The 21,333-nt window shown below is 45.2% G+C and carries 19 protein-coding genes and 1 pseudogene; 9 read left to right on the forward strand and 11 right to left on the reverse strand.

Annotated elements, in window-relative coordinates; genetic code table 11:
• Positions 1–62 precede the first annotated feature (62 nt).
• A complete protein-coding gene (locus ACBR23_RS08025; protein WP_371114310.1) occupies positions 63–1,550 on the reverse strand; it encodes a carotenoid oxygenase family protein in 1,488 nt (495 codons plus the stop codon).
• 156 nt (positions 1,551–1,706) lie between these two features.
• On the reverse strand, positions 1,707–3,161 hold the full coding sequence (locus tag ACBR23_RS08030; RefSeq protein WP_371114308.1) for a folate/biopterin family MFS transporter: 1,455 nt from the start codon (positions 3,159–3,161) through the stop codon (positions 1,707–1,709).
• 311 nt (positions 3,162–3,472) lie between these two features.
• On the opposite strand from ACBR23_RS08030, the pseudogene ACBR23_RS08035 reads away from it, so the two are divergent.
• Positions 3,473–3,784: pseudogene (locus tag ACBR23_RS08035) on the forward strand (ISAs1 family transposase); the annotation flags it as partial.
• Positions 3,785–4,076: 292 nt separating this feature from the next.
• Here ACBR23_RS08035 and ACBR23_RS08040 read toward each other — a convergent pair.
• The gene (locus ACBR23_RS08040; protein ID WP_371114307.1) at positions 4,077–4,235 is read right to left on the reverse strand and encodes a hypothetical protein; all 159 of its coding nucleotides are present in this window, start codon (positions 4,233–4,235) and stop codon (positions 4,077–4,079) included.
• 227 nt (positions 4,236–4,462) lie between these two features.
• Between ACBR23_RS08040 and ACBR23_RS08045 the strand changes: the two genes are divergently transcribed.
• The 4 genes from ACBR23_RS08045 to ACBR23_RS08060 all read left to right on the forward strand — a co-directional run bounded on the left by ACBR23_RS08045 (position 4,463) and on the right by ACBR23_RS08060 (position 9,026).
• On the forward strand, positions 4,463–5,530 hold the full coding sequence (locus tag ACBR23_RS08045; RefSeq protein WP_371119062.1) for a radical SAM/SPASM domain-containing protein: 1,068 nt from the start codon (positions 4,463–4,465) through the stop codon (positions 5,528–5,530).
• A 27-nt stretch (positions 5,531–5,557) separates the two neighbouring features.
• Positions 5,558–6,742, forward strand: coding sequence for a glycosyltransferase family 4 protein (locus ACBR23_RS08050; RefSeq protein ID WP_371114305.1), 1,185 nt, complete (start codon positions 5,558–5,560; stop codon positions 6,740–6,742).
• A 33-nt stretch (positions 6,743–6,775) separates the two neighbouring features.
• On the forward strand, positions 6,776–7,702 hold the full coding sequence (locus ACBR23_RS08055) for a glycosyltransferase family 2 protein (protein ID WP_371114304.1): 927 nt from the start codon (positions 6,776–6,778) through the stop codon (positions 7,700–7,702).
• A gap of 157 nt (positions 7,703–7,859) precedes the next feature.
• Complete coding sequence (locus tag ACBR23_RS08060) at positions 7,860–9,026, forward strand: RNA-guided endonuclease TnpB family protein (RefSeq protein ID WP_340522124.1); 1,167 nt, start codon at positions 7,860–7,862, stop codon at positions 9,024–9,026.
• A gap of 27 nt (positions 9,027–9,053) precedes the next feature.
• Here the strand turns inward: ACBR23_RS08060 and ACBR23_RS08065 are convergent, their stop codons facing one another.
• On the reverse strand, positions 9,054–9,188 hold the full coding sequence (locus ACBR23_RS08065) for a hypothetical protein (RefSeq protein WP_371114303.1): 135 nt from the start codon (positions 9,186–9,188) through the stop codon (positions 9,054–9,056).
• 153 nt (positions 9,189–9,341) lie between these two features.
• On the opposite strand from ACBR23_RS08065, the gene ACBR23_RS08070 reads away from it, so the two are divergent.
• Positions 9,342–9,803, forward strand: a complete 462-nt coding sequence (locus tag ACBR23_RS08070; protein WP_371119061.1) for a cupin domain-containing protein — start codon at positions 9,342–9,344, stop codon at positions 9,801–9,803.
• A 6-nt stretch (positions 9,804–9,809) separates the two neighbouring features.
• Positions 9,810–10,445, forward strand: coding sequence for a class I SAM-dependent methyltransferase (locus ACBR23_RS08075; protein WP_371119060.1), 636 nt, complete (start codon positions 9,810–9,812; stop codon positions 10,443–10,445).
• A gap of 166 nt (positions 10,446–10,611) precedes the next feature.
• Here ACBR23_RS08075 and ACBR23_RS08080 read toward each other — a convergent pair whose 3' ends face one another.
• From ACBR23_RS08080 to kdpA, 7 genes are all read right to left on the reverse strand, one after another.
• A complete protein-coding gene (locus ACBR23_RS08080; protein ID WP_371114300.1) occupies positions 10,612–11,085 on the reverse strand; it encodes a hypothetical protein in 474 nt (157 codons plus the stop codon).
• A gap of 345 nt (positions 11,086–11,430) precedes the next feature.
• The gene (locus ACBR23_RS08085; protein WP_371114299.1) at positions 11,431–12,669 is read right to left on the reverse strand and encodes a cation:proton antiporter; all 1,239 of its coding nucleotides are present in this window, start codon (positions 12,667–12,669) and stop codon (positions 11,431–11,433) included.
• Between the two features lie 128 nt (positions 12,670–12,797).
• Positions 12,798–13,940 carry a sensor histidine kinase KdpD gene (locus tag ACBR23_RS08090; RefSeq protein ID WP_341736577.1) on the reverse strand — a complete coding sequence of 381 codons (1,143 nt, stop codon included), beginning with the start codon at positions 13,938–13,940 and terminating at the stop codon, positions 12,798–12,800.
• Between the two features lie 230 nt (positions 13,941–14,170).
• Positions 14,171–14,794, reverse strand: coding sequence for a K(+)-transporting ATPase subunit C (gene kdpC, locus ACBR23_RS08095; RefSeq protein WP_341736578.1), 624 nt, complete (start codon positions 14,792–14,794; stop codon positions 14,171–14,173).
• A gap of 228 nt (positions 14,795–15,022) precedes the next feature.
• Positions 15,023–15,292 (reverse strand): K(+)-transporting ATPase subunit F, encoded by a 270-nt coding sequence (gene kdpF / locus ACBR23_RS08100; protein ID WP_341736579.1) that lies wholly within the window; start codon positions 15,290–15,292, stop codon positions 15,023–15,025.
• Positions 15,293–15,347: 55 nt separating this feature from the next.
• Positions 15,348–17,444, reverse strand: a complete 2,097-nt coding sequence (gene kdpB, locus ACBR23_RS08105) for a potassium-transporting ATPase subunit KdpB (protein ID WP_371119059.1) — start codon at positions 17,442–17,444, stop codon at positions 15,348–15,350.
• Positions 17,445–17,519: 75 nt separating this feature from the next.
• Positions 17,520–19,280, reverse strand: a complete 1,761-nt coding sequence (gene kdpA / locus ACBR23_RS08110) for a potassium-transporting ATPase subunit KdpA (protein ID WP_371119058.1) — start codon at positions 19,278–19,280, stop codon at positions 17,520–17,522.
• Positions 19,281–19,519: 239 nt separating this feature from the next.
• Between kdpA and ACBR23_RS08115 the strand changes: the two genes are divergently transcribed.
• Both ACBR23_RS08115 and ACBR23_RS08120 read left to right on the forward strand, forming a co-directional pair.
• Positions 19,520–20,635, forward strand: a complete 1,116-nt coding sequence (locus ACBR23_RS08115) for a sensor histidine kinase (RefSeq protein WP_371120906.1) — start codon at positions 19,520–19,522, stop codon at positions 20,633–20,635.
• On the forward strand, positions 20,632–21,324 hold the full coding sequence (locus ACBR23_RS08120) for a response regulator transcription factor (protein ID WP_341736582.1): 693 nt from the start codon (positions 20,632–20,634) through the stop codon (positions 21,322–21,324). Before ACBR23_RS08115 ends, ACBR23_RS08120 begins: the two co-directional genes overlap by 4 nt.
• Positions 21,325–21,333: the final 9 nt, after the last annotated feature.

Raw genomic sequence — 21,333 nt, forward strand, 5'->3', positions numbered from 1 at the left:
GCGATGTCTTGTTCAGACATCGCACTTTTCCTTGAGATTCCAGCGGACTGCTAACCTATGGTTTAAGGAAGAAATACATTTGATGTGAAACTTCCATGCAAACCGTAGGGAATATGATATTTTAAATGCAACCGCGCCACAGGCCCTTTCGCGATATCCCTAGCATCTAAAATTACTAAGGTCGATCGATGATTAGCAGCATCGTACATCAAAACCAGGAGCCAGCCATCATCCTCAGCAACAGCATCGGGACGCGCCACAAACACTGGTTCCCCAGCAAAACCGCGCGGTGCCGCACTCCAAAGTTGCCTTTCACCAGTCAGGAAATCAAATTTGAGAATGGCTTGCAGAGGAGCATTGCCGGTGGGAGCATCGGCGGCACCAATGTAAAGATATCGGTAAGGCTGTCCGACGTTATTTGGATGTAAAGTTGGAAATTCGCAGCACCGAGTTTCAACTACTTGATGCTCCACTGTTTCCGCTTCTAAATTCAGCTTGAACCGCCACAATTCCCCGGCGGGAATGCTATCGAAATCAATCTCGCGAAAATCGCCATCTGGCTCGACATTGGGGAATGATTCGTAGCACACTGAGTCTACAAAGACTTCGCCGTCTTCTTCCCAGGCGTTGCAATGGTGGAAAACAAAACATGGTTCTGTTTCTAATATTTTCACTTTATCGGTGCCGTTGCGCGGAATTAAAATTACTTGCGTGGGCTTGTTGGGTGAAAATTGAATGCACTGGGCCGCACTCCGCATTCCTAACACGAAAGGTATAGGATTGAAGCTGACGGGATTTTGGAAAAATATACAGTAATTGGGGGTAATTACCATGTCGTGTAGAAAGGCAAAACCTGGTATTGCATGGGCGTGTTTTTGCAAAAGTTTGCCACTTTCGTCGAGTTCGTAAATGGTAATTACGCTAGACAAACCAGGTTTGACAGAAAAGTTTATGAGTCTGTCTCCGGCTCCATTTTTGCCTTTTTCAATTCTGGGGTGAGCGGCGAAAGCTTCACCGGGCTGCAAGATGCCGTCTAGGGTATCTAAGCCGATGGTTTCTAAGGTGGAAGGGTCTAGTCTGTAGGGTTCTGCTGCTTCCCAAAGTGCTAATAGTTTGTCTCCCCAATAAATGATGTTGGTGTTGGCAATGTTTTTGATTTTGAGGTCAAATATATTACTTAGCCAACCTCCTGGTTTCTGGGTTCCGAAAACGCCTCGATGGAGGATTTTTCCGGCTGTTTTTTCTGCTAGATAGCCTTCGGTGTGGATGAATCTGTTGCGGAAGTAGGCGCGCCCGTCGGAAATTGCGATCGCACAAACCATCCCATCGCCATCAAAGGGGTGGTGAATTTGTTCGCCGTTGATATCTAGCAAACCCGGCCCGTTGCGAAAGAATGTACCTTGTAAGTCGGGGGGGATTTCACCTTCTATTTCGTCTATCCAGTAGTCGGATTCGTTGCGCTGGGATTCGTAGCCGCGTTGCCAGTCGGTGCGATCGTATGATGAGGTTTTGGCTGTTGTTTTTAGTTCGGAAGTTTTTAGGTTTTGCATTGGTAGAATAAGCTTTTATTGATTTAACCACAGAGGCCACAGAGAGATGGGGAGGGTAGGCACGCACCATCCACTACCCCTACACAATCATTATTTTCTTGAGAATGAAACCGCCCTCCTCCTTGGGGGGTGACTTCTTCCTTCTTCCTTCTTCCTTCATTTACTATCTGCGGTTCGGCTTTCTGAGATTACTGTTGGTACTAAGTCGGGAAAATATTCCGGCATGAAATGTTGTCCTGTTGGTTTGGTTCTTCCCATTTCCACTTCTAATAATGGCAGTGTGTTTTGATTGTTTGGCTCGCCAGTTTCTGTGTCTTCAGCGGGTAGCCAACTTAGGAATGGTAGCGGTAGAAGTGTGGACAGGTTGGTGATGAGGACTAGCAGCCAGAGATTGTCGAAATTGCGATCGGTAATTCCTAACCAGTGAGTCAAAACTGCACCACCTTCGTAGGACAAAAGTCCGGCTAAATTGGTGATGGACATCAGCAGCGCAAATAAAGTTGCTTCTACGCCGGGGGGACACAATCGCGCGCACAATACCAGCACTGGCATATAAGCAATTTGCCCGATTACTGTTAAGATGAGGCTATCTCCGATGCTGAACCACTGGTCGTCTATTCCTAAAGCTCGGTTGGCGTGAGTTACTAATATTAAACTTGTCAATCCCAAGACTGTGGCAATTACTGTTGACCAGCCGAAAATTACTCGAAATGGAATTGTTTTGAGGAAGCGCTGAAACAGCCAGATACCGACAATTGCCGCCAGACTGGTAACTAGGCGCACGCGGCCGAGAAATTCTGGTTGGAAGCCTAATTCGTTGGTGGTGAAAAAGAAGAAGGCGGAGTCGGAACTTGGGGTTGCTTGCCACAGGAAAAGAAAGGCGGTTGGCAACCAAATTGTTTTTTGGCTAACAGCTTGTCGCAGTTGTTTGACTTTATTTTTTACTGTTTCAAAGTCGGTTCTTTTTTTGACTTTTTCTTCGCTAATTAACCAGGCTGTTGCTGAGACGATGAGCGGGAAAGATGCGGTGATTAAAAATATGGTGTGGGTGGAGAAGTTTTGGAGTAGGGAACCGCTGAGGTAGGCGGTGATTAGTCCGCCGAGGGCTGATGCGCCCCAGGATAGGGATTGCAGGGAACCGGCATCGGTAAGGGATTCTTTTCGGGCTCTTTCGACTACTAGGGAGTCTGCGATGACGTCGCTGACGGCGAGAGAGAGGGCACTGAGGGCGATCGCCCCTGTAGCGGCCAAGGGTGTCTGTACTATTGTGGCTAGCGCCACCCATGCTGAGGTTCCCAACAGCCCGGAAAGGACGATGTAAGGCCGTCTGCGGTAGCCAAATATCGGCAACCCGTCCGACATGAAGCCGAATAGGGGTTTGATCATCCAAGGTAGGGCGACGACGCCCAGCATGGCTGAGACTTCCGCGGGGCTCATGCCGAGTTCGTCTTTGAGAAAGAAGCTGACGGCTAAGCGGGCTAGTCCGAGGATACCTTGGACGAAGTAAATCAGTAATATGGCTATGAGTTCGGGGGTTGGCTCATTCCCAAAGAATACTTTTTCTTTTAAAGATTCTTTGAGTTTGCTGACACCGGAGGAGGAAAGGAGCATTTGAGAAATATTTCTTAATGAATCTCAATATTTATAACACATTCTTAATGGGTTGCGGGAACTGTCGGAGGTAGGATGCCACAGTGGTGCGGTTCTGGCAAGTGGTATAAAATTGTATTTATCTCGAATTAATGCGTGTTTTGTAATTATGAAAACAGAAATTAAAATTGTTTTTCTCACGGTGGCGGCGATGGTGGGGGGATGGGCTAATTTGGCCAGGGTAAACGCATCTTAACTTTAACCCAAAATATGCTACAGTTATATCCGACTAATTTTCTATGTAGTTTGTTGTAGTTTAGTGGTGCTATCAATGGAATAAAACCACCACAGAAGCTCGTTTTTACTTGAGTAGTTTAAGCAGTAATGCTGAGACAATTGCTGGGGCGATTCGCAGTCATTGGGGCATTGAAAATAGCTTACATTGGACGCTTGATGTTACATTTTGTGAAGATAAAAGCCGGATTCGCAAACAGAACTCTCCCGAAAATTTTGCACTTCTACGTCGGCTAGCCATAAATTTACTGAAACAAGAAAAAACTGCTAAACAAAGTCTAAAAATGAAACGGTATCGAGCCGCGATGGACAATAATTATTTAGTTAAAATTTTAAACTCTGCCAGTTAATACTCGAAATATAACATTTATCTAAGAAGGAAAGTTATCCGGCTTTAAAAAGTTCAGAAAATCTTAAGGTTCTGATTTAATCTGCTCAAGTCGGGTTAAAATTAATAATTTTCAGAAGGTTTTTTTAGTTATTTAGTAATGCACAAATTCACGTTTTTGTCAAATTAATTTAGATGCGTTTACCCTGGCATCACATCGCCTGCATTCAACTGTCTGACGATGGAGTTATTGGTGCCAGCGCCACTACGGCAGTTGAGTTTGTCAGCCCTTACTTGCCACAGGGAACCAGCCATCAACCGCGGGGGGCAATGCCTTTCTGGGGGGCTTCGTTGCTGTAGTAGTCGCCAAAGCGATCGGGCGCGTTTTCTGGGGGGTTTTGGCCGAGGCTGACGCTAGCCAAGCTAGACAGGTAAGAGGCAATGAGGGCAAGCGCTTGGAGACGGTACTTCATTCTGTATCCCCCCTATTGATCTGGTACACACTTAGACATTTTTCTGCGGAAGCTCTTGACAATTAATGCTATAATATTGTAATGTTAATTTAATATATTTTTAACTAAAATAAAAGTTTTAAAACTTTTGTTTGCGAAGGTATGCCACGTAAATAGTAGAAAAAGTTGCCTTTTTTTTAATTAGGGTGTAATTCAACAACACAAGTCTTACTTTTTTGGTAAATTTGATGACTCCCCAAATCAAGCCTAAGACAATTCGCCTAGAAGCATCAACCCATTGCCAGTTAAAATGCCCTTCTTGTGAAACAGCACAAGGAAAAACCCATGAAAAACTCGGTGGCGGTTTCTTAAAATTTCAAGACTTTCAAAAGTTGGTCGATCAAAACCCCTGGCTCTCCCATATAGAGCTTTCAAATTGGGGAGAAATTTTCCTCAACCCTGATTTATTGGAAATCATTAAGTATGCCAACAGCAAAAGCGTGGCGCTGACAGCCAGCAATGGAGCCAACTTAAATACAGTCAAAAAAGAACTCCTTGAAGCTGTCGTTAAATACAAATTCCGGCACATCACTTGCTCGATTGATGGAGCCAGCTCAGAAATCTATAGCATTTATCGCCAAGGTGGTAATTTCGAGCGGGTCATTGAAAATATCAAAACTATCAATGAATATAAACGTTTGTATCGCTCTCAGTTTCCACTGTTAACTTGGCAATATGTTGCTTTTGGTCATAACGAACATGAAATTCCCGCAGCTCAAGCCCTCGCAAAAAGCTTGAATATGAAATTTTACGTTAAGCTGTCGTGGGATGAGAACTTTTCTCCTGTTACCAATGGCGATTTAGTCAGGAAAGCGAGCAAACAGGGTGTCGCCTCCCGCAGCGAGTATTTAAAGAAGCATGGCAGAGATTACCTGCAAAAAAGAATATGCAGCCAACTTTGGCAAGATCCGCAGGTGAATTGGGATGGAAAGATTTTAGGCTGCTGCTACAATTATTGGGATAATTTTGGCAATGCTTTTGAAGACAACTTAGGAAAAAGCTTAAACACTGAAAAAATTGATTATGCTCGGCAAATGCTTTTAGGAAAAGTTGAGGCAAAAGCTGACATTCCTTGTACGAAGTGCGGCCATTACCAACAAATGAAAAAAGAGGGCAATTGGCTAACCATGAGTGACGTCAATTCGGCTCAATCAAAAAGTGAAAAATACCCCTACAGTTTAGGGAGATTCGGAGTCTGGCTAACCAATAACTTGCCGTTTGGCACAAAAATTTACTCCCTGGTTTTTGAGAGGTAGCTGGTAGCATGAGAGCGGCAAAGATAGATGAAAATTTTACTGATCCATGACTATCCTACCTTAGGGGGTGGTGCGGAATTAATGATGCAGACTTTGCGATCGGGACTGCGGCAGCGGGGACACGATGCTCGTCTCTTTACTAGCTCAGCGCGATCGCTAGCGGGCCCCAGTATTGCGGACTACGAATGTTTGGGTACGACATCGAGTTTCCGTACTCTGCTTCAGACTTTTAACCCGTTTGCTTTCTGGAAATTGCGCCAAGTTCTAGCAGAATTTCAGCCGGATATTGTTCATGTCAGAATTTTTTTAACGCAACTTTCTCCCTCGATTTTACCCTTACTCAGGGACATCCCCAGCATCTATCACGTCGCTTGGTATCGCCCTATTTGCCCCCTTGGTACGAAGATGCTGCCGGACGGGACGAGCTGCGAGTTCCCTGTGGGGGGGGCTTGCTACCGCCAGGGTTGTCTACCCCTACAGGACTGGCTACCATTGATGCTACAGATGAAATTGTGGCGGGAGTGGCGGGATGCTTTCAACTTAATTGTCGCCAATAGCTCAGCGGTTAAGGAGCGGTTGGTGGCAGAGGGGTTTGAATCCGTAGAAGTCGTCTGGAATGGCATTCCTATTCGGCCCCAGAGACCCCCCCTGACGAGACCGCCTACCGTTGTCTTTGCGGGGCGACTGGTGGCGGAAAAAGGGGCGGATGTATTGTTGCAGGCTTTCGCCCAAGTGGTGCGGGCGATTCCAGAGGCCAGGCTGTTGATCGCTGGAGAGGGGCCGGAGCGCGATCGCCTCACTTCTCTCATCGCTCAACTAGAATTGAAAGCCAGCGTTTCCTTACTGGGCCACCTCTCTCGTTCTGAGATGGATCGGCAGTTTGCTAACGCTTGGGTGCAAGTGGTTCCCTCCCGCTGGGCTGAACCTTTTGGTATTGTGGCGATCGAGGCGATGATGAGTGCTATTGCTGTGATTGCCAGTGGTGCCGGCGGCTTGGCAGAGCTCGTTGAACCGGGCAAGACAGGATTCTTGGTTCCGCCGAATGATGTGGATGGGCTAGCTGAAGCGTTGCTCAACCTCTTGCAAAACCGCGAATTAGCAGAAACATTTGGTCAAGCTGGGCGAGAGAGAGCGCTGGCTCATTTCAGTGAAGTGACGTTTGTCGATCGATTTCTCACGTTATATGATCAAAGCCTAAAAACCCCGCGTTAAGCTTACCCAAACCCTAAACCTTGATAAGTGCTGATGGAAACGCCTTTTTTCTCGATTATTATCCCGACTTACAACCGCCCGGAACGGTTGGGGGAATGTTTGCAAGCTCTTGCTCAACTAAACTATCCTCGCGATCGCTTCGAGGTGATCGTGGTGGATGATGGTAGCCAGGTGCCGTTAGATAGTGTGGTGGCGACCTTCCAAAGTGAGATTGAACTCGTGCTGCTGAGGCAAGCGAATGCAGGCCCAGCGACCGCCCGCAATTGGGGAGCCCAAGGGGCGAAGGGTGAGTTCCTCGCTTTTACTGACGATGATTGCAAACCGGCTCCTAATTGGCTGAGAGTTCTAGCAGCACGATGTGGCGAGGCTCCGGGCGGTATGATTGGTGGCCACACGGTCAACGCGCTGCCGGACAACCTCTATGCGACTGCGAGCCAGATTTTGATCGATTATATTTATAGGTACTATAACGCTAATCCCGCTCGCGCCTACTTCCTCACTTCTAACAATATCGCGGTGCCAGCAGAGCGCTTTCGGGCTATTGGGGGGTTTGATACCAGCTTTCCGCTGGCGGCGGCGGAGGACCGGGAATTTTGCGACCGCTGGCTCAGATGCGGTTATCCGATGATTTACGCTCCCGAAGCCAAGGTGGATCACGCCCATCACCTGACGCTCTCGACGTTTTGGCGACAGCACTTTGGCTACGGTCGGGGAGCTTTCAGTTTTCACAAAGTGCGATCGCGCTCCTTGCGGTTGGAACCCTCACCATCTGTCATTCAGCAGATCAAGGTGGAGCCTCTCTCGTTTTATTTCAATTTGCTAACTTATCCGTTTGTGCAGACATCATCTCAGTCGCCGCTGTTGCTGACAGTATTATTGTTCCTGTCGCAGTTGGCGAATACAGTGGGTTTCTTTTTGGAAGCTAATCAAGCTGCTTCTGCGAAGGTGTCCAACGGTTAGGTCATAGGAATTTCTGCTTCATTGATCATTCATAAAAATAACACGGTAAGCGGGAAACTCAGTGTCTTCAGACCTGAGAGGGAAGCGAGCGAGGCAATTTATTGCCTTTAATCTTTTTAGTTGACTATATTCACCGAATAAATGCTATAATGTAAGCATGACACAAAAAGCTTTCAAGTACCGATTCTATCCAACTTCTGAGCAAGAAACCTTGCTGAGAAGAACGATGGGTTGCGCTCGATTAGTCTATAACCGCGCTTTAGCCGCAAGGACAGAAGCATGGTATGAGCGTCAAGAGCGAGTCGGATACGTTGAAACCTCAGCAATGCTCACTAGTTGGAAGAAGCAGGAAGAGTTGCAATTTCTTAATGAAGTTAGCTGTGTGCCATTACAACAAGGATTGAGGCATTTACAAACCGCATTTACTAATTTCTTTGCAGGACGGGCAAAATATCCCAACTTCAAAAAAAAGCATCACGGTGGTAATGCTGAATTTACTAAGTCAGCTTTCAAGTGGAAAAACGGCAAAGTATTTTTAGCAAAAAGTACCCAGCCCTTAGATATCCGTTGGAGTCGTCAACTCCCCGAAGGTGTAGAGCCGTCAACCATTACGGTGAAGCTCTCGCCCTCTGGACGGTGGACTGTTTCTTTGTTGGTAGATGTCGAAATTGAAACACTACCTGAATCTCAAGAGTCAATTGGTTTAGATTTGGGTATTACTAGCTTAATGGCTTTGAGTGATGGCGAAAAGATCGCTAATCCTAAAACATTCAAAGCTAAGAAACGCAAACTGCGTCAAGCTCAAAAAGCGCTTAGTCGCAAGAAAAAAGGATCTAATAATCGCCATAAAGCTAGGTTGAAAGTCGCTAAAGTTTATGCAGAAATTAGCGATGCTCGCAATGATTTTCTTCACAAGTTGACAACTCGACTGGTTCGTGAAAACCAAGTGATTGCAGTTGAGGATTTGTCGGTGAAGAATCTGGTCAAAAATAGAAAACTCGCTCTCTCAATTAGTGATGCTAGTTGGGGTGAAATTGTCAGGCAACTGGAATATAAGTGCAACTGGTATGGTCGCACTTTTGTCAAAATCGACCGATGGTTTCCTAGCTCTAAAAGGTGTGGACATTGCGGCTACGTTGTTGATAAGTTGCCTTTAAATGTCAGAGAGTGGGATTGTCCTAAGTGCAGTACGCATCACGATAGAGATGTAAATGCTGCTAAAAATATTCTTGCCGCAGGGCTTGCGGTTAATGTCTGTGGAGCGACTGTAAGACCCGAACAGAGTAAATCTGTTAAGGCTGGTGCTATGAAGCAGAAACTCTAAGAAGCGATTCTTAGAATCTCAGTTGCTTCAGCGCTGAGAGTAGTCAACTGTCTCTATGCTCCACTCAAGCTGAGCGATCGCCAAGTTCCTAGCATCCTCAATGCGGTCAACCCAAGCTTTGAGGGAGCCTAAATCTTCAGAGATAAATCGGCGATCGCTCAAGGGGTCGTAAGCTTCCCAGTCTCCGCTAACTTCCCGAAATTATTTAGTTAAAATTTTAAACTCTGCCAGTTAATACTCGAAATATAACATTTATCTAAGAAGGAAAGTTATCCGGCTTTAAAAAGTTCAGAAAATCTTAAAAGGAGTATTTTTATGATTGTGAATCCTGAAAATGTGCCGGATATTACAGGCTCTAAATATCCTCAGCAATTTCAATCTGCGGTGGCGGGAAGGGTGAAAAAACGCTTGGGCGATACTGCCGGATTGCAGAATTTTGGGGTAAATTTGGTGAGACTTGCGCCGGGAAGTTGTTCTGCTCTGAGACATTGGCACTCTCGTCAAGATGAGTTAATCTATGTTCTGGAAGGGGATGTTTCTTTGGTGACTAATGCGGGGGAGCAAGTGCTAAAACCGGGTATGGCTGCGGGTTTTCCGGCTGGGGATGTTGATGGGCATCATTTAGTGAATCGCAGTAATTCTGATGTTGTTTATCTGGAAATTGGCGATCGCACTCCGGGAGATTCAGCAAATTATCCCGATGACGATTTAATTGCTAAAGCTGAGGGCAATAGTTGGATTTTTACGCGCAAAAATGGCGAAGTTTATGAGGATTAAAAAGTAATGAGTCAAGTCAATCTTTGGAGTTCTGCGGAACACGCTTTGTGGTATCTTGCTAAAGCTGATAGTATCCCCCACCGCACGGAAGGTGAAGCTGTACTTTTGGGGGAGGTTCCGCAAAATGTACGGCGGATTCTGGATATTGGTACGGGTGATGGGCGGTTGTTGGGTTTGCTTAAGTGCGATCGCCCGGATGTTGAATGTGTGGCGATCGACTTTTCGGCTACAATGCTGGAAAAAGTCAGAACTCGTTTTGCTGACGATCGCACTGTCACAGTAATTGAACATAATCTTGATGATTCTCTGCCGGATTTAGGCAAATTTGATGCGGTGGTTTCTAGTTTTGCAATTCACCACGTAGAGGACGATCGCAAACGTTCGCTTTATACCGAGATTTTCGAGCTTTTGGAACCCGGAGGCATTTTTTGCAATTTGGAACACGTAGCGTCGGCAACAGAGGCTTTACACCATAAATTTCGAGAAGCGCTGGGTATTAGCGATTCGCCAGACGATCCATCTAATAAATTGCTGGATGTGGAAACGCAACTGCGCTGGTTGAGAGAAATTGGTTTTACTGATGTAGATTGTTATTGGAAGTGGTTAGAACTAGCTTTGTTAGTTGGGGTGAAACCTGTTTAGCTGCGGGTAAGGACTGCATTGTCCTGTGCTTGAAAAATTGGAAATAGTCACAATTAGTAAGGTGCGTCAGATTTTTAAACCCTCAATAATCGTTCTAGAAATTATCCTGACGCACCCTACAGTTTGATTTTAGTATGGGTGGCTCGCACATTGGGATCTTACCCAGTTAGAGGGCTGTTTTAAGAGTTATTAACCAAACGATCGAATTAACAACAAACAAAAAGGTATAAAAAATATAGATTGATGGAGCGCAGATAGCTCGACCTAAAGAAGGCATTTTAATATTTTTTAATGAACCTAGCGGGTGAACAAGACCTTCCGGTATAGAACGGGTATTAAAACTTTCATCTAAGGCGCTTTCATTATTCAAGAATTCGGTAATTGCATGGACTCTTTGTATGTAATAAAATTGCACCTTCCAGTAGGTAGCTTCTAAAAACCAGAAACCAAAAATTATAACGTATCCTAGGGGAACCAACGCATCTATTTTACTTGTAAACACCCAACCAATCAACGCTACCCAAATGGTAATTGCCGCAGTTTTTAATTGGATCATAATTGTTGTGAAATTAGCTATTTTTTTCTCTAGTTCCTCTGCTCCTTTTTGGAGCATTGCTAGCTGAAATTCAAATCTATCCATGTTTGACTCGGCGAACGTTTATATTACATTTATCTAAAAAATTATAATCTTCTTTTCTTTAGGTGTCCTTAGAGAACTTCGCCTGACGCACCCTACAAGTCAATGTTATACCAATTTTAAAAAAGAATGCAACAGTAGTCTTGTCCCTCCCCTTTATAAGGGGGGGTTAGGGGGGGTCAAAGATTGTTGCACGATTTTAGAGAAATGGTATTAGATTATATAGTAAGGTGCGTCAGATCCCGAAATTCCCGATCGCCGTTAGAGAACTTCGCCTGACGCACCCTACAAGTCGATTGTTGTGTGAAATTTGCGTCCAGGACTATTAAAGTCACGCACCCTAATAAATCAAATTAGATCCGGTACTTGAGGTTTAATTCGTCGCTCGTACCAATTCATTAACGGCGTAGAACTAATGCCGTGCAAAATCACAGAAATCACGATCGTTGAAAAAGTAATCCAGGCAATTTGTTCTCCGAGTTCGCCTTTTAAACCTTTCCCAAAAGCATAGGTAAGATAATAGATAGAACCGACACCGCGAATGCCAAACCAACCGCACAGCCAGCGACTGGCGGGGTGCAAAGGACTGCCAATCGTACTGATCCAAGCTCCCAAGGGGCGAATCAAGAAAAACAACAATCCCGCCACTAACAGCGAATCTGCTGCAAAAGCCAACATAGGTTTTAGGCGCAACAAAGAACCTAAAAGTAAAATAGTGGCTACTTCCATTAACTTTTCAATGCGCTCGGTAAATCGCAATTGGGAAAGCGGTTTTTCTGGGTCGCGGTAACTGCGCTGCACTACAATTCCTGATACAAAAACTGCCAGAAATCCGTAGCCGTTGACTACTTCGGTTAGAGAATAAGTGAGCAAAATTGTACTCAGGGCGATGAAATCTTCCATTAATTCATCGGCTGGTCTGTAGCGTTGCAATCTTTTATCGATCCAGGTGACAGCTTTAGCTACTAAAATGCCCATGACAATTCCAGCGGCAACTGCCCAGATTATATCAATTACTACCCACTGCGAAAACCAGTTCGGCCAATTACCATCTTTTAGGGAATAAATTCCGAAATAAACAAAGGGAAAAGAGAGAGCATCGTTTAAGCCACCTTCTGAGGTTAAACCAAAGCGCAATTCATCTCGATCGTCTAAATGTGCTAACTGAACTTCGGAGGCTAAAACTGGATCGGTGGGAGCGAGAATTGCTCCTAATAAAATCGCAGCCCCCCAATCTAAATTCAAAAAGAAGTGACCGACTGCTGCTATACTAAAAATCGAAATAGGCATTAAAAAACCGATCAGGCGCGCTGTGGAATTCCAAGCCCAAAGTTGCAGGGGGCGGTTCATTTTTAGGCCGCAACTGAAGAGAGAAACAATCACTACAAATTCTGTGAGTCTTTCTAAAAATTGAGCATCAGGGCGCAATTCAATCAGTTTGACACCGTAGGGGCCCAATCCGATGCCAACTAACAGGTAAATTAAGGCATAAGACAGTGGCAATCGGGAAATCCATCCTGAACCTAATGTGACAATCAGCAGGAGGATGCCAATAACTAGCAAGTTGAGAATGTAATTATCCACCATAGCGATCGCACTTTAATCAAGTTGAACAATTGCAATCGTGGCACATAAAAGCCGCCCGCGCATCTGCCGACTGCTAGATTCTGCTATCTTCCCAAAGTTAGATTTATTTATTATTAGTTATTTATTTATTACTGACTTTTTTCCGTAGCGATGATGTGCAAATCTACGTGTTTGAGCGATCGCACTAATTGCTGAGTCAAAGAACCCCGCAACAACAACTTCCAGCGGGATTGCTGGCTTTCACCAATCACAATTTGAGTAATGCGATACTGTTTAGCTACATCAGAAATTGCTTTGGCTATATTCTGACTCTGCACCCGCAGGAATTGCCCGTTAAATTCTTGGCAAAGTTTCTGGCACGTTTCAATGTGTAAGCTTTCGGATTTTGTTAAAAAGCGATCGGGGTTCTCCACAAATAAAACATAAAATGGTGCATTCATGTAACTAGAAATTCTCCCACCCCGTCGGAGAAGCTGCAAAGAATTTGGATAAGTGGAAACGCATACTAAAACTCGTTCGTGAATGTTGCAAGCTTGACCTTTTAAAGTTGCGGCCTCCTCTTCAACGTTGTCTGCGACTTCTCGTAATGCTAGTTCTCGTAATGCAATTAAATGACGACGCTGAAAAAAGTTTTTTAAAGATTGTTCAATTTTTTCGGGAGCATATATTTTACCTTCTAGTAACCTTTCTTCTAAGGTTTCTGGTGTCACATCAACCACGAGTATTTCGTCAGCTTCTTCCAGAATGCGATCGGGTACTCGTTCTCGCACGACAACTCCGGTAATTCGCGCTACTAAATCGTTGAGACTTTCTATGTGCTGAATGTTGAGAGTTGAATAAACATCAATGCCAGCATTCAGGATTTCTTCGACATCTTGATACCGCTTTTCTCTGAGAGAACCGGGAATATTTGTATGAGCCAGTTCGTCGATTAATGCTAATTGAGGGCTGCGGGCGATGACAGCTTCTGTATCCATTTCTGTTAGAGTTGTTTCACCTCGCAGCATTTGTTTTCGTGGCACTACTTCCAGTCCCTCAGCTTTGGTTGCTGTCTCTTTTCTGCCGTGAGTTTCTAACAATCCAACAACTACATCAATGCCTTCTGATTTGATTGTGTGTCCTTCTTCTAGCATTCGGAAAGTTTTGCCAACACCGGGGGCCATCCCGATAAAGATTTTGTGCTTTCCCCGACGGCGGGTGCGATCGTAAGTGCGATTCGGCTGGGCGTAAACTGCGTCGGGGTTATTTTCGAGTTCGCTAGAGTGAATCATAGCTAAATAGTTAGTTGGCAGTTGATAGTTGACAGTGGGTAGTTGGTAGTTGGCAGTTGCTAGTTGCTAGTTGTCAGTTGTCAGTTGCTAGTTGTCAGTTGCTAGTTGGTATTTGGTAGTTGCTAGTTGTCAGTTGCTAAAAACAACAGATAACAAATAACAAATAACAAATAACAAATAACAAATAACAAACAACAAACAACAAACAACAAATAACCAATAACCAATAACTATTTTAAAGCATCTAAAGCTAGATTGAGCTTGAGGACATTAACTCCGGGTTCACCGAAAATGCCGAGAAATCTGCCGTCTGTATTTTGGGAGATCAGAATTTCGACTTGATTGGGATTGAGCGATCGCACTTTTGCTATCCGTTGAACTTGCGCTCTAGCAGCCTCTTCGCTAAGATGAGGGTCGAGGCTAGAACCAGAAGTATACACTAAATCAGCCGTAGGTGTGATGCCAGCTTTGTTGAGACGATCGATTTCAGATTGAATTCCCTGAAAACCATCTTTATCATTACCTCTTTTCAGCAAATCTGAGTTGCTGGGACCGATATTACTAGCTCCAGAAACACCTGTTCTTTGACTTAAATTCTCGGCTTTTGTCGGAGCGTAATCTGGGAAAGTGCTGTAATTTGTGGTACTGGGACGGCTCACAAAATATTTTTCAGAGGTAAAATTCTGGCCAATTAATGAGGAGCCAAGTACAACTCCTTGCTTAGTAATTAAGCTACCATTTGCCTGGGAATTGAAAGCTATTTGACCGATGGCTAGCAAAATCAAGGGATAAACAATGGCTGTAATTCCCCACAGGACTAAAGTCACGCGAATTGCTCTGATTATTTCTCTCATATTTTTGATTTTGGTGTTGTGAAAAAGTTAATTTTTGGTTTTAGATATTCAGCTAAAGGGAGCATCCCGAATTTGCAAATATATCGGTAGGGGCGAAGCATGACCGTAGTAAATCTTTCCTTTTAACCAATAACTTATCTGCGGTCATGCTTCGCCTATGCAAAATCGAGATGCTCCCGTTATGCTTCGCCCCTACGAATATATTGGCAAAATTGAGATGCAACTCAGCTAAAATCTTTCCGGCTGAAATATGACCACCAACAGGTAAATAGAAAGCGCGATAATCACCAAACCCAGCAGACTTAAACCCCAGACAGCTTTGCGGGTTAAATCTTCGCCAGAAGCTGCATAAACAGCGGGGGCAATGATGGCATTGAAACACATTACTAGAAATAGCTGCACCGGGATTGGGTGACGCTGCCACAGGGTTTGTGCTAACTCAATAATTGCTTGAAAATCCGTGGGCAAAACATCATTCAGCCAATTATTACGTTTCATGAATCCTCCTTGTTTTGGAAATAAGTATCTTTGTTTATCAGTTGCCGAACTTGTTCTATGCTAAGCCAACGGCTGCAATGCAAATATCGATAATTTTGATGGCAATAAATGGCGCGATCGCCCCGCCAAATCCGTAGATTAAAATGTTCCGCTGCAACAGTTGATTTGCCGTTAAGGGGCGAAATTTTACCCCGGTTAATGCTAGGGGAATCAAAGCGGGAATAATCAAAGCATTGTAAACTAATGCCGATAATACTGCCGATTGACCGCTAGCTAAACCCATCACGTTCAAAGCGCCAACGGGGGCAAACATTGCGGGAATAATGGCAAAATATTTCGCGATATCGTTGGCTAGGGAAAATGTAGTCAGCGCACCGCGTGTAATCAGTAATTGTTTGCCGATTGTCACTAAATCAATCAATTTTGTGGGGTCGGAATCTAAGTCCACCATGTTTGCAGCTTCTTTCGCGGCTTGGGTTCCCGAATTCATGGCTAAGCCTACGTTTGCTTGGGCTAGGGCGGGTGCGTCGTTGGTGCCGTCCCCGGTCATTGCTACTAATTTACCCTCGGCTTGTTGCTTGCGAATTACTTCGATTTTGTCCTCTGGAGTTGCTTCGGCGATGAAGTCGTCAACGCCGGCTTCGTCGGCAATTACTGATGCTGTAATTCGGTTGTCTCCAGTCAGCATAATTGTGCGGATGCCCATTTTTCTGAGTTGGTCAAATCGATCGCGAATTCCCGGTTTAATCACATCTTTTAAATAAATAATGCCGTAGATGTCGCTGCCTTGACAAACTCCCAAAGGTGTGCCTCCCAGCCGGGAAACTCGCTCGTAAGCTTCATCGAGATCGGGGCCGATGTTACCACCGCGCGATCGCACAAAACCCTTCACCGCATCCACCGCACCCTTGCGAACCTCCGTACCATCGGGCAAATCCGTGCCAGACATCCGCGTTTTTGCCGAAAATTCCAGCCCGGTGGCGTTAGCGCGATCGAAAGTTGCTGTAGCGCCCAATTTTTCCGACAAACGGACGATCGACTTTCCCTCCGGTGTCTCGTCAAACACGCTCGCAGCCAGCGCTACAGCAGCCACATCCTCCAGCGAGTGACCGTTTACCGGGATAAACTCCTCAGCTAAACGGTTGCCCAGGGTGATTGTCCCCGTTTTGTCCAAAATCAGCGTATTCACGTCACCACAGGCCTCCACAGCGCGTCCAGAGGTCGCTACGACGTTAAATTGAGCCACGCGATCCATCCCCGCAATCCCGATCGCACTCAGCAAACCGCCGATCGTGGTTGGAATCAGCGCCACCAGCAGCGAAATCAGCGTCACCACACCCACCGGAGTTTTCACGTAAGTTCCCACCGGCGGAATCGTAGACACCACAATCAAAAACACCAGAGTCAGCACCGCCAGCAACACCGTCAGCGCGATCTCATTCGGTGTTTTCGTGCGTTCAGCGCCCTCCACCAGCGCGATCATCCTGTCCAAAAACCCCTTACCGGGGTCGGCCATCACCCGCAGCGTTAGTTCGTCGGAAAGGATGCGCGTCCCGCCCGTAACGGAACTGGCGATGTCCGAACCCGGTTCCTTGAGCACCGGGGCGGATTCCCCGGTGATTGCAGATTCGTCTACAGAGGCGACACCCGCGATCACTTCGCCATCAGCGGGAATGATATCGCCTGCGATTACTTTAATTTGATCGCCGCGTCTGAGGGATGTGGAGCTCACTTCCTGCAATGAACCGTCTGGTAAGAGTTTGCGGGCGATGGTGTCGGCTTTGGTCGATCGCAGTGCGTCTGCTTGGGCTTTGCCGCGCCCTTCTGCTACGGCTTCGGCAAAATTTGCAAACACCAAAGTGAAGAACAAAATAAACGTTACTAAACCGTTGAAAACAACTTGATTTTTGCCGGGAACTGGGCCGAACAGGGTCGGATCGATGGTTAATAATGCAGTCACAATTGTGCCTACCCACACCACAAACATCACCGGATTTTTCAACATTACCCGTGGATCTAGCTTGATAAAAGCTTGTTTGAAAGCTCTTTGGTAAAGGCCTTTGGTATTTGCTTTTGGTGTATGTCTGCGGGATTCGCGAGAACCTCTGGAACGGGGATTTTTCTGAGAATTGGTGCTATTGGAAGAAGCCATATTTTTGATTTTTAATGAACCGCAGAGGACACAGAGAACACAGAGAAAGAGAGGATTGATGTTGACATTTTTTTGCTACAGAGGTGGAGGAGTTGGTGTGGCTAAAGGTGTTGCTGGTACTGTGGTCGGTGCAGGTTCAAATTTGCCACTGCTAATTTCATATCCTTCGGCAATTGGTCCTAAAGCTAGCACCGGGAAAAATGTTAATGCGCCTAGAATTAAGATTACTCCAGCGGTGACACTGGTGAATAAAACTGAGTCGGTTCTGAGAGTTCCTGTTGTTTCTGGTACTGGTTGTTTGTTCGTCATGCTGTCTGCTAACAGCAGCAGTGCCACAATCGGAACATAGCGCCCTAATAGCATACTAAAACAGGTGCTTAAATTCCACCACATTCCGGTAGGCGCGGGTTGAGAGTCTGCCAATCCTTCAAAACCTGAACCGTTGTTGGCGGCGGCCGAAGCATATTCGTACATCACCTGGGAAATGCCGTGAAATCCGGGATTGCTGATGCCGCTCAAGCTGTCGGTAAATGCGAGGGTAATTGCGCCGGGAATTAAAACAGCGATGGGATGAATTAACAGCACAACGCTGGCTAAAACTATTTCCGGTTTTTCTATCTTTCTGCCTAAAAATTCTGGGGTTCTGCCCACCATTAATCCGGTGAGAAATACGCTCAAGATTAAGTAGATAAATAGGTAAGCTGTACCCGTTCCTTGTCCGCCCCAAACTATTTGTAGAAACAAGTTAAATAAAGTAGCAAAACTGCCGGGAGGCATTAAAGAATCGTGCATTCCGTTGACAGCACCGCACATTGTGCCTGTTGTAGTCACTGCCCAAAGGGCGGTTTGGGCCCAGCCAAATCTAATTTCTTTTCCTTCTAAATTTGGCTGCACTGAGCCTAGTAATTTGTTGATGAGAGGATTGCCTTGGAATTCGCCGACTGCTGCAATGCCAATCAAGAAAACGTAGATGCTAAAAACCATCCAAAAAATTAGCCAGCCTTGTTTTTTATTATTGGCAAATATCCCGTAAGTATGAATGAGCGCTGCCGGAATTGAAACCATGGCTATGGTTTCCAGCAGGTTAGTAAAAGGGTTGGGATTTTCATAGGGGTGAGCCGAGTTAATGGCAAAGAATCCGCCGCCGTTTTCTCCTAGTTGTTTGATGCTTTCAAAGTGAGCAACCGGGCCACGGGCTATTACTTGGGTGCTGCCTTCTAAGGTGGTGGCAACTGCTGGACTTGCTAGGGTTTCTGGTACGCCATTAATTAGTAGAAGCAAGCCAAGGATTAAAGAAATTGGTAGCAGGATGCGGGTGATAGATTGAATTAAATCGATGTAAAAATTGCCTAGAGCTCTACCTGTTAATCCTCGAATAAAGGCAATGCCTACTGCTAAACCGGTGGCGGCTGACGTGAACATTAAAAAGCCTAGAGTTAACTGGGATAGGTAAGTAAATGTTGTCTCGCCGGAGTAATGCTGTTGGTCGGTATTGGTGAGGAATGAAATAGTTGTGTGCAGGGCGGTATCCCAGGTTGGTGTACCTAAGCCGGTAGGATTTAAAGGGAGAAATCCTTGAAGCATGAAAATGAGGAAAACAAATATGCCCATGGCGATATTGCTGTAGAATATCGATCGCGCATATTGCCAACCTGTCATTGAATCTGCCGAGCGAATATTGCCAGCTTGATAGATGATTTGTTCTAGGGGTTTAGCGGCGCGATCGAGGATGGTTGCTTCTCCCATGTATACTCGTGCCATGTAATTGCCAAAAACCGGGGCGATCGCTACTACTATGATTAGCGTTAAGGCGATTTGAATTAATCCTTCAATCATAAGGGAGTCAATACTTTCTTAAAAGTGCAGTCTACTTTTAACAATCAATATACTTGAAGTTAGGGTGGTTGATAATCAACCCCCAGGTATAAGTTGCTGTTTACCAATTATGTATAACTGCTATATGTTTTAGTGGTAGACCAATGTTTAGATTTTTTCAAGTAACTATACTTAGAGATATATTTTGGATCTAAACGCGGGCTATTTGCGTCAAAACAAATGAAATATATAGATAAAATATGGATGAATTAATGATGTTAAAAAAAATCTTTAAAATCAAGGAAGACTTGGCTCTGGGAGAGAAATATTGGCGGGGCAGATGGTCGATCGCTACTTTATTTGCCATTGTGGTAGCACTAGAATTGAGCACGCCTTCGGAATATTTATTTGGATATTTGTATACTGGACCGATTTTAATGGCAAACTCGCGCCTGAGTCGGTTGGGTAAGTTGCAAATTACCCTGGTAGCAGCGCTATTGACTCTGTTAAATTTGGTTCTTCCTTATGGAGAAAGGATCGCCCTAGCAACTGTAGCAAATAGGGCGATCGCTGTCATGGCTTTGGGGGTTACTGGCTATTTGAGCGATCGCAATCAGCAGTACGAAGAAGCGATCGCCCTTACCAAAGCGCAATTGCAGTCTCAGCAACAATTAGCTAGCATCCGAGAAGATTTTGTGTCTACTTTGAGTCATGATTTAAAAACGCCGATGCTGGGCGCGATCGAGACTATCAAAGCTTTTAAACAGGCCAAATTTGGCGATGTGACTTCTACTCAGCAAAAAGTTTTGGAAACCATGACGCGATCGCACAAAATGACTTTACAATTAGTAGAAACCATGCTGGATGTTTACCGCAACGATACTGAAGGTTTAAAACTACAGCTTGCTCCCGTAAATTTAGTAACTTTAGCAGAAGAAGTAATTGCCACTCTCATCGATTTATCGGCGGCGCGTCGAGTTTACATTAATATTAGTTACGGAGAATCAGATTTTCGTCGCTCTTTGTGGGTAAAAGGCGATGCAGTGCAACTTCAGCGCGTTTTTGTGAATTTATTGACCAATGGGATCAACCATTCCCCTCGTGGTGGTAAAGTAGAAGTGGTGATGGAATTTTATTCAAGTTATCATATCGTGAAAGTTATTGATAGCGGGTTGGGAATTACAGCAGAGGAACTGCCGCACTTGTTCGATCGTTTTTATCAAGGAAATGGCGATCGGCAAGCTAAAGGATCGGGATTGGGGTTATACTTATCTCGCCAAATTATTGACGCCCATGATGGTATAATTTGGGCAGAAAATAAATTGCCTCACGGTGCTTTATTTGGATTCCGACTCCCTGCAATCCCAGAGAAATGAAACCAGCTTATCCCTTGCGAATTCTCTTAGTTGAAGATGACGAACTGTTTCGGTTGGGGCTGCAAACCCGATTGCATCAAGAAAATTGCTTGCAAGTAATTGCGGAAGCCGAAGATGGCGAAACAGCGGTAGAATTGACTCAGGAACACTTACCGGATGTGGTGGTTCTCGATGTCGGTTTGCCGGGAATTGGTGGCATTGAAGCTTGTCGCCAAATTAAACAGCGGCATCCTGCAATTCCAGTTTTAATTTTAACATCTCATTCTCAAAAATCATTAATTGAAAGATTGATTGCAGCGGGGGCTCAGGGCTATTGTCTCAAGGGAATTGCGGCGGAAACTTTGGTGTTGGCAATTCGCTCGGTAGCGGCGGGTGCTTCCTGGTGGGATCGGGCCGCCACTGCGGAAATTAGGGCGGTTTTTGCTAATCCTGAACCTGTTAAAAATAGCCCTAAATCGGAAGTTTTGGAAAATCCACTGACGAAGCGAGAACAGGAAATTTTAGCTTTAGTGGCGGGGGGGAAAAGCAATCAGGAAATTGCTCAAATATTGTACATTGCGCCAGGGACGGTGCGGGTTCACGTTCATGCGATTTTGCAAAAGTTGGAAGTGCGCGATCGCACTCAAGCTGCTGTACTCGCAATTCAAAAAGGATTGGTTGCTGAAGAACTGTTAGGCAGTCAATTTTAAGTGTGGCAG

The organism is Microcoleus sp. (genome assembly GCF_041354475.1).
Classification (GTDB): domain Bacteria; phylum Cyanobacteriota; class Cyanobacteriia; order Cyanobacteriales; family Microcoleaceae; genus Microcoleus.

Excerpts from the sequence above, each read along its gene's own strand:
- ACBR23_RS08025 (WP_371114310.1), bottom strand. The coding sequence starts at position 1,550 with ATGCAAAACCTAAAAACTTCCGAACTAAAAACAACAGCCAAAACCTCA.
- ACBR23_RS08030 (WP_371114308.1), bottom strand. The coding sequence starts at position 3,161 with ATGCTCCTTTCCTCCTCCGGTGTCAGCAAACTCAAAGAATCTTTAAAA.
- ACBR23_RS08040 (WP_371114307.1), bottom strand. The coding sequence starts at position 4,235 with ATGAAGTACCGTCTCCAAGCGCTTGCCCTCATTGCCTCTTACCTGTCT.
- ACBR23_RS08045 (WP_371119062.1), top strand. The coding sequence starts at position 4,463 with ATGACTCCCCAAATCAAGCCTAAGACAATTCGCCTAGAAGCATCAACC.
- ACBR23_RS08050 (WP_371114305.1), top strand. The coding sequence starts at position 5,558 with ATGAAAATTTTACTGATCCATGACTATCCTACCTTAGGGGGTGGTGCG.
- ACBR23_RS08055 (WP_371114304.1), top strand. The coding sequence starts at position 6,776 with ATGGAAACGCCTTTTTTCTCGATTATTATCCCGACTTACAACCGCCCG.
- ACBR23_RS08060 (WP_340522124.1), top strand. The coding sequence starts at position 7,860 with ATGACACAAAAAGCTTTCAAGTACCGATTCTATCCAACTTCTGAGCAA.
- ACBR23_RS08070 (WP_371119061.1), top strand. The coding sequence starts at position 9,342 with ATGATTGTGAATCCTGAAAATGTGCCGGATATTACAGGCTCTAAATAT.
- ACBR23_RS08075 (WP_371119060.1), top strand. The coding sequence starts at position 9,810 with ATGAGTCAAGTCAATCTTTGGAGTTCTGCGGAACACGCTTTGTGGTAT.
- ACBR23_RS08080 (WP_371114300.1), bottom strand. The coding sequence starts at position 11,085 with ATGGATAGATTTGAATTTCAGCTAGCAATGCTCCAAAAAGGAGCAGAG.
- ACBR23_RS08085 (WP_371114299.1), bottom strand. The coding sequence starts at position 12,669 with ATGGTGGATAATTACATTCTCAACTTGCTAGTTATTGGCATCCTCCTG.
- ACBR23_RS08090 (WP_341736577.1), bottom strand. The coding sequence starts at position 13,940 with ATGATTCACTCTAGCGAACTCGAAAATAACCCCGACGCAGTTTACGCC.
- kdpC (WP_341736578.1), bottom strand. The coding sequence starts at position 14,794 with ATGAGAGAAATAATCAGAGCAATTCGCGTGACTTTAGTCCTGTGGGGA.
- kdpF (WP_341736579.1), bottom strand. The coding sequence starts at position 15,292 with ATGAAACGTAATAATTGGCTGAATGATGTTTTGCCCACGGATTTTCAA.
- kdpB (WP_371119059.1), bottom strand. The coding sequence starts at position 17,444 with ATGGCTTCTTCCAATAGCACCAATTCTCAGAAAAATCCCCGTTCCAGA.
- kdpA (WP_371119058.1), bottom strand. The coding sequence starts at position 19,280 with ATGATTGAAGGATTAATTCAAATCGCCTTAACGCTAATCATAGTAGTA.
- ACBR23_RS08115 (WP_371120906.1), top strand. The coding sequence starts at position 19,520 with ATGGATGAATTAATGATGTTAAAAAAAATCTTTAAAATCAAGGAAGAC.
- ACBR23_RS08120 (WP_341736582.1), top strand. The coding sequence starts at position 20,632 with ATGAAACCAGCTTATCCCTTGCGAATTCTCTTAGTTGAAGATGACGAA.